Source organism: Exiguobacterium sp. s138, from assembly GCF_018618775.1.
Lineage (GTDB): Bacteria > Bacillota > Bacilli > Exiguobacteriales > Exiguobacteriaceae > Exiguobacterium_A > Exiguobacterium_A artemiae.
Genome location: NZ_JACSMW010000015.1, coordinates 1 through 1,306 on the forward strand (window position 1 = coordinate 1; position 1,306 = coordinate 1,306).

At 40.5% G+C, this 1,306-nt stretch carries 2 protein-coding genes; both read left to right on the plus strand.

The genetic code is table 11. The features are described from left to right. Nucleotides 1-276: IS30 family transposase (locus KNP91_RS15540; RefSeq protein WP_214850884.1), on the plus strand; the 276-nt coding region annotated here is incomplete at its 5' end. 288 nt (nucleotides 277-564) lie between these two features. Further along, nucleotides 565-1,170, plus strand: coding sequence for a 3D domain-containing protein (locus KNP91_RS15545; protein ID WP_233494505.1), 606 nt, complete (start codon nucleotides 565-567; stop codon nucleotides 1,168-1,170). The last annotated feature ends 136 nt before the right edge of the window (nucleotides 1,171-1,306 follow it).

Sequence of the window (1,306 nt, forward strand, 5' to 3'; positions counted from 1 at the left end):
GATCGTGGAAAAGAGTTTAGCTGTCATGAACGAATTCGTGACACGTTAGGCTTACCCATGTATTTTGCAGATCCGTATTCTTCTTGGCAACGTGGTAGTAACGAGAACGCCAATGGTCTTCTCCGTGAATTTTTCCCGAAGGGGACAGATTTCGGAAAGGTCAGTCGTTCTGAAATCGCTCAAGCGCTCGCCTGGATTAATGGGAGACCACGAAAATGTCTTAACTGTAAAACAGCATACGAGGTCTTCACGGAAGAAGTGTTGCACTTAATTTGACAAACCGTCGTTTGAAAAAAATCATCTGAACAGACTAAAAACAGAAGGCTTGCCGCTGTTGTTAAAAACGTTTGTTACAACAGTTGTCATATAAAAAACGTGAAAACGAAAGTTAAACCGGTTATTGTCGTAAAAATGGTTTGAAACGTTAAAAATGAGTCTTTTGTAACATAAAAGTAACAATCGCGTCATCTTTTTGTGGTCTATATGTAACGGCACTGCTCCATTTTGTCATGTATATTAATGTAAGTTACAAAACAGGAACAATTATGGAGGAGAGATTACATGATGATGAAACGAATAATCGCTAGTGTTTTAGCAGTCTTGTTAGCACTCAGTTCGTTTGCAGGTCTTCAAGCGGAAGCTGCAACTAAAAAAAATGTCAAGTCGTCGGTCGATAGTCTGATTGTTCGCCAGAAAGCCACAACAGCGTCCAAGAAACTCGGTCTTCTATATAAGAATCAAACATTGCCGTACAAAGCAAAAACAGGAAACTGGTATAAAGTCAGCTATAAAGGAAAAACAGCTTACCTCAGTGCCCGTTATTCTAAAGTCGTTACATCAAGCGGTTCGAAGAAACAATCAACAGGCGGATGGAAAACAATCACAAACGTCAGCGCGACAGCTTATACACCATATGATCCAGGCAGCGGTAACCTAACGGCTATCGGTTGGAACATCAAGAGTTCGAAAAAGAAAGTCGTAGCAGTTGATCCACGTGTGATTCCGCTTCGCTCAACAGTAAAAGTGTATTACAAAGGGAAATTAAAAGGGACGTATACAGCAGCAGATACAGGCGGTGCCATCAAAGGCAAGAAGATGGATATCCTGTACTACTCACGTGCGGAAGCCTTTAACTGGGGTCGTCGTAACGTCACTGTTAAATACAAATAAGTTTTTTCAATCAATCGTACATCGGTGCGATTGATTTTTTTTTTGTCTTGACGAATTGTAATATTAAGTGCAACACCTAGCTGAAAACACAAAAAAAACCCATAACGGCCTCGTGTAGAATAGAGTTACCACACAA